Source organism: Microbispora sp. NPDC049633 (genome assembly GCF_040675265.1).
Lineage (GTDB): Bacteria > Actinomycetota > Actinomycetes > Streptosporangiales > Streptosporangiaceae > Microbispora > Microbispora maris.
This window is the reverse complement of record NZ_JBFAOO010000310.1, coordinates 1-5,870: the sequence shown is the minus strand read 5'-3', so window position 1 is coordinate 5,870 and position 5,870 is coordinate 1. Positions and strand designations below refer to the sequence as shown.

Genomic DNA, 5,870 nt, shown 5'->3' with positions numbered 1-5,870 from the left:
GCCCGCGGCCTGCGCGGGACCGCCGCCGCCCGTGGTCTCCTCGGGGCCCATGCCCGCCGCCTCGTCCTCGAAGTCCTCCTCGTCGAAGTCCTCGTCGGAGGTCTTCTCCTCGTCGGTCTCCTCCTCCGGCATCTCCTCGTCGACTTCCTCCTCCGGCATCGCCTCGGGCGCGGCCTGCTGCACGGCGTTCTGCACCGGCATGACCCCGCCGGCGCCGCCCGCACCGGCGGGTGCGACGACAGGCTGCGCGTTGCTGTTGGTGGTGTCGTTGTTGGTGTAGGCCTGCGGCCAGTTCCAGCCCTGCCAGTTGTTCTGCGGCCATATGTTGTTGGGCTGCGTCACCTGGTTGTCGCTCACCACCACCGGCTCCGTCGGCGTCTGGACGTTCTCCACCACGACGGGCCTGGGCGGATACACGCCGTCGTCCGACGGAAGGACGGTGAAGCCGACGGACTGCGCCGCCGCGGCCCCGGGGATCCCGAGGGCCAGGCCGCCGGCGACCGCCGCCGCCACAAAGATAGGTATTTTAGTTCGCGCCACTTGGACTCCCGATAACGCGCGCTCAAATTAATTGAGCATTTGCCCTGATTGCCAGCGACATTTCGCTGCTCGACTGTTATATGTGTCGCGGGAAGGCTTGCTCCATAACGGCGCACGGTGCTTACCGAAGGATCGTCCATGTTTTCGCTTCATTGACCACGAGCGCGTCGCCGCGGTTCGCGGTGGATGTGCAGCACACGGTACGGCCCGCGCCCGCTGTGGGGGGCGGGACACGCGACGGGCTTACCGCTCCTGTGCTCGGCGTCCGGACAGCGAGCGGCCCTCCGGCACGAAGACGAGGGCCGACGACGGCGAACTGGCGGTTGTCCTCGCCGTCTACTTCGCGCGTGCGGAGCGGCGGCGCTTGGAGACCAGCAGGGCGCAGCCGAAGGAGAGGGCGGTGGCGAGCAGGCCCGCGCCCGCGGCGGCGACTCCCGTCGGCGCCCCCGTGAACGGCAGAGCGGTGCCACCGGCCGGACCGCCCGCGGGCATCGCCTGCTCAGGGGTCACCCTCATCGGCGTCTCCGGCACCGTCTTCTCCGGAGCCTCCTCGGGCCCCTTCTCCGGCACGTTCTCGAGCTCGCTTGGGCCGGGCGCGGCCTGCTGCGCCCCCGGGGCGCTCTGCACGGGGTTCTGCACGGGGTTCTGTACGGGGTTCTGTACGGGGTTCTGTACGGGGGTGATCCCCGCGTTGCCGTTCGGCGTCTCGTTGTTCGTCCGGACGCCGGGTCCGTTGTCGCCACCCCACGTGGGCTGGTTCCACACCGGCCACCAGCCGTTGCCGTCGCTGGGCTGTGTGACCACCTGGGTCTCCGGCACAGCCGTCGGTCGCTGCTCCTCAACCACCGCCGGCACGACCGGTTCGACAACGGCGGCCGCGTCGATGGGCCTGGCCTCCGCGTCCACCACGGGCTTGGTCTCCGGGCGGGTCACCGGCTTGGTCTCCTCCCGAGCAGGCTCGGCCGCGGGCTGGGACGGGGTCTCCGGCTCGGCCTTCACCACAGGCTCGACCCGGCTCTCCGGCTTGGTCACCGGCTGGGTCACCGGCTGGGTCACAGGCCTGGTCACCGGCCCGGTCTCCTCCACAGCAGGCTCGGCCGCATCGGTGGCAGGGGCGCAAACGCAATCCGCCTCTGCCGCACTCCCGATCGCCGCGTTCACGGCAGGCTCGGCCCGCACTCCGACGCCGGCCGCGGCCGTAGCCCCCAGCCCCAGGCCCAGGCCCAGCCCGAGGCCAAGCGACAGGTGGCCCGCGTGCGGGTGGGGCCGGTTCGAGCGCCTCTCCTCCTGGGCTGCGCCGCCGGCGTTTCCGTTCCCGGCGACCTCGGGGTCGCAGGGCCCGGGCCGACACCGATCCGGATGGGTGGCGAGCCCCGGCGCCGAAGAGCGGGGCTGGGCATTGGCGATGCCGTTGGCGCCGAGTGTCAGGCCGCCCGCAACCGTCACCGCCAGGAGAACAGGTACTGTGTTTTTTCGCGTCACTTCGGACTCCCGATGTAGCCGGCTCAAGCGAATGAGCATTTACTGAGTCACCAGCGGTATTTCGCTGCTCCACCGTTGTACTCATTCGGGAAAGAGCCCCCGGGTCCGGCGCTCAGTGTTTAACGAAATGATCGTTTGGCTTTTCACGGTGTTGACCCGACACCGCCCGCCGGAGGTGGGCGAAGGACCGCGCACACGAACGGACGACGCGGGCCGTACGGCGCGGGACACGCGGCGGACTCACCGCTCACGTACCGGGCGTGCCAAAGAATTCACCAACGCCCTCCGCGTGGCCGCCGCCCGGAGATTTCCCCGGGCGATACTCGGTGCGTGCGAGCGGTCACCAGGGTCATCGGCGAGCTGTGCCTGCCCGTGGGGCTGGTCCTGCTGCTGTTCTACGCGTACCTGCTCTGGGGCACCGGCGCGGAGACCGAGCGGGAGCAGCGCGTCCTGCAGCAGCGGCTCGGAGACGTCTTCGACAGGCACGGCGAGCACGCGGGCCCCGGTGCGGTGAAGCTCGGCGACGCCCTGGCGCTGCTGCGCATCCCCCGGCTGGGCGCCGGATACCGGTACGCGGTCGTCGAGGGCGTCGGGCCGGCGGAGCTGCGCAAGGGTCCCGGCCACTTCCCCGGCACGGCGCTGCCCGGCCAGGTGGGCAACTTCGTGCTCTCCGGGCACCGCACCACCTACGCCGCGCCGTTCAACCGGCTCGACGAGCTGCGGCGCGGCGACGACATCGTGGTCGACGCGCGGGACGCCCGCTACACCTATGAGGTCACGCGCAAGGAGGTCGTCGATCCCGGGGACGTCGGCGTCGTCGACCCCGTTCCCGGCCATCCGGGGCGGCGGCCCACGACCGCGCTGATGACCATGACCACCTGCCATCCCGAGTTCTCCGCCGCGCGGCGCCTGGTCGTCCAGGGCGTGCTCGTGCGGCGCGAGGAACGGCAGGACTGACCGAGGGAGAACCGGCGTGTACAGATTCCTCTGGCGGCACCTGCCCGGCGGCACCGCGCTGCGGCTGGCCGTCGTCCTGCTGCTGACCGGCGTCGCGGTGGCCGCGCTGTGGTACGTCGTGTTCCCCTGGCTGGCTCCCCGGGTGCCGCTCGGGTGAACGCCTCGCGATCCATAACGCGGTAGTAGGGGAAAACGGGCCTGTCCCCCGCCGGGTCCGCCGAACGTACGTTTGCGGCAGTCCCACCCGAGACACCCCGGTCACCGGCGCGCCTCGTGGTGGTCATCCCCCAGCCGAGGAGACGACGGTGCACATGTCCCCGATGCGGATGTCCCCGATGCGAGTGTCCCCGATGCGAGTGTCCCCGATGCGAGTGTCACGGTTCCTCCGGTCCGTCGCGGCCCTGCTCACGGGAGCGGCCGTGCTGCTCACGGTGTCCCCGGCCCGGGCGGCCCAGCCGGCCGGCGGCACCACGGCGAGCACGACGGCGAGCACGGCGGCGAGCGCGGCGGTGCGCGTGCTGCGGTACGACGCGAGCCGGGCCGCCGAGTTCCGCGCGGTGATGGACCAGGCCGCACAGGTCTGGAACGCCTCCGTCACCAGCGTGCGGCTCGTGGCGGGCACACCCGCCGACTTCGTGGTGCTCGCCGACAACGGCTGGCCCCGCACGAGCGTCACCAGGCTGGGCCGGGGCACCATCTGGATGGGCAGGGAGGCGACCGCCGAGGGCTACCATCCCCTGCGCATCGCCACCCATGAGATCGGCCACATCCTCGGTCTGCCCGACCGTCGCACCGGCCGCTGCACCGACCTGATGTCCGGTCACAGCGCCCCGGTGAGCTGCACCAACGCCAACCCCAGCGCGGCCGAGAGGAGCGCGGTCGAGGCGAACTTCGCCGGCTCCGCCCTCCGCGCGGGGGACCTCGCCGGCGGGCTCTTCGTCGACCGTCCCGACGCCGCCCGCGACCTCGTTCCCGCGCCGTAGGGCGCGTCCGGCGCGGTCGCGTCCCCGGGTCCGCCCGTCGTGGCGCGGCCCGGGGACGGCCCGTGCCGCCGCGACGAGAGTCGCGCGTGCGGTCGGGGCGAGGGTCAGAGGGGCGAGGGCCGGGGGGCGGGAGTCAGAGCGCGACGCCGAGGAGCGCGTCGGCGATGTCGCGCACCAGCCCCGGCGAGGAGGCGTCGTCGCCCTCCGCCGCCGCCCAGGCGTCGATCGCCGCGACCGCGCCCGGGGCGTCGAGGTCGTCCGAGAGGCGCTCGCGCACCGCCGCCAGCACCGGGCCGCCCGCGGGGCCCGCCGTGCGCGCCACCGCCGCCCGCCACCGCGCCAGCCTCTCCTCCGCGGCGGCGAGTTGGTCCTGCGTCCACTCCCAGTCCGTGCGGTAGTGGTGCGCCAGCAGAGCCAGCCGTACGGCCATGGGGTCGGTCGTCTGCCGCAGCCGGGAGACGAACACGAGGTTGCCCTTGGACTTGGACATCTTCTCGCCGTCCAGGCCGACCATGCCCGCGTGGACGTACGCCCGCGCGAACGGCCACTCACCGGTGGCCACGTGGCCCTCGCAGGCGCCCATCTCGTGGTGCGGGAAGATCAGGTCAGAACCGCCGCCGGCGACGTCGAAGCCGCTGCCCAGGTTGCGCAGGGCGATGGCGGTGCACTCGACGTGCCAGCCGGGCCTGCCGGGGCCGAACGGCGACTCCCAGGACGGCTCTCCCGGTCGTTCCGCCCGCCAGAGCAGCCAGTCGAGCGGATGGCGCTTGCCCTGCCTGCCGGGGTCGCCTCCGCGCTCGCCGAACAGCTCCAGCATGGTCTCCTCGGAGTAGCCCGAGACCGCGCCGAACTTGGGCGCGGCGGCGACGGAGAAGTAGACGTCCCCGTCGATCTCGTACGTGGCGCCCCGCTCGGCCAGCCGGACGATCAGGTCGGCGATCTCCCCGACGGTCTCGGTGACCCCGACGTACTCGCGGGGCGGCAGGATGCGCAGGGCCTCCATGTCGGACCGGAACAGCTCGATCTCGCGCTCGCCGAGGGAGCGCCAGTCGGTCCCGGTCGCCTCGGCCCGCTCCAGGAGGGGGTCGTCCACATCGGTGGCGTTCTGGGTGTAGTGCACGTCGTGGCCGGCGTCCCGCCACACCCTGTTGACCAGGTCGAAGGCGAGGTAGGTGTTGGCGTGCCCGAGGTGGGTGGCGTCGTACGGCGTGATGCCGCAGACGTACAGACGGGCCTCGCCGGAGGGGGCCGTCTCCCGCACCTCACGGGCGGCGGTGTCGTACAGACGGAGCGGAAGGCCCGGACCAGGCAACCTGGGGACATTCGGAGCAGACCACGATCGCATGGTGTGAAGCCTATCCGCGAGGCCGACGGACCGGTTCAGCCGGTCTGGTCCACGAGGTGTCGATCTCGTGCCAGGTGTCCGGGTCGTCCGGTTGGGGGCAGAAGTCGTAGCGCAGCCCCTGCTCCGCGAGGGCGACCAGCGTGACCGACAGGCTGGCGAAGACCCGGCCGTCCGGCAGCCGCCGCCGCATGACCAGCGCGCGGGGATCGTCCCAGGGCAGCCCGGCGCCCGAGGCGGGGTCGAGCCACTCCCCCCAGAACCGTTCGGACGAGCCGCCCGTGGTCCATCCGGGCCGGGCGGCGCGGGCGAACCGGGGCCGGAACCAGGCGGTGCGCGGCGCGCTCTCGCCGCGGTCCCAGCCCGTGTTCACGATCATGTGCACGCCCTCGGGCAGCTTCTCCTCGGTCAGGACCTCGCCGTCCCAGCTCCACAGCCGCACACCGTCGAGCCCGCCGAGGACGAGATGGAAGGGGTCGTACCAGGACAGGTCGAGCGACGGGAGCTCCCCCGTGGCGGCGGCCAGGAGGGGCAGTTCGCCGCGTGAGTGACGCCGGCCCGCCGGG

The 5,870-nt window shown here is 72.5% G+C and carries 7 protein-coding genes; 3 read left to right on the top strand and 4 right to left on the bottom strand.

What is annotated here, in order from left to right; translation table 11 throughout:
• The coding region (locus AB0J39_RS37715; RefSeq protein ID WP_363473730.1) for a hypothetical protein at nucleotides 1–513 on the bottom strand (513 nt) is incomplete at its 3' end.
• A 363-nt stretch (nucleotides 514–876) separates the two neighbouring features.
• Nucleotides 877–1,608, bottom strand: a complete 732-nt coding sequence (locus AB0J39_RS37710; protein ID WP_363473728.1) for a hypothetical protein — start codon at nucleotides 1,606–1,608, stop codon at nucleotides 877–879.
• 744 nt (nucleotides 1,609–2,352) lie between these two features.
• Between AB0J39_RS37710 and AB0J39_RS37705 the strand changes: the two genes are divergently transcribed.
• From AB0J39_RS37705 to AB0J39_RS37695, 3 genes are all read left to right on the top strand, one after another.
• The gene (locus tag AB0J39_RS37705) at nucleotides 2,353–2,979 is read left to right on the top strand and encodes a class E sortase (protein ID WP_363473726.1); all 627 of its coding nucleotides are present in this window, start codon (nucleotides 2,353–2,355) and stop codon (nucleotides 2,977–2,979) included.
• Between the two features lie 16 nt (nucleotides 2,980–2,995).
• A complete protein-coding gene (locus AB0J39_RS37700; protein ID WP_363473724.1) occupies nucleotides 2,996–3,136 on the top strand; it encodes a hypothetical protein in 141 nt (46 codons plus the stop codon).
• Between the two features lie 208 nt (nucleotides 3,137–3,344).
• Complete coding sequence (locus AB0J39_RS37695) at nucleotides 3,345–3,962, top strand: snapalysin family zinc-dependent metalloprotease (protein ID WP_363473723.1); 618 nt, start codon at nucleotides 3,345–3,347, stop codon at nucleotides 3,960–3,962.
• A gap of 133 nt (nucleotides 3,963–4,095) precedes the next feature.
• On the opposite strand, the gene mshC is transcribed toward AB0J39_RS37695, so the two are convergent.
• Both mshC and AB0J39_RS37685 read right to left on the bottom strand, forming a co-directional pair.
• The gene (gene mshC, locus AB0J39_RS37690; protein WP_363473721.1) at nucleotides 4,096–5,307 is read right to left on the bottom strand and encodes a cysteine--1-D-myo-inosityl 2-amino-2-deoxy-alpha-D-glucopyranoside ligase; all 1,212 of its coding nucleotides are present in this window, start codon (nucleotides 5,305–5,307) and stop codon (nucleotides 4,096–4,098) included.
• A 10-nt stretch (nucleotides 5,308–5,317) separates the two neighbouring features.
• Nucleotides 5,318–5,870, bottom strand: a 553-nt coding sequence (locus AB0J39_RS37685) for a hypothetical protein (protein ID WP_363473719.1), incomplete at its 5' end; no start/stop codon positions are given.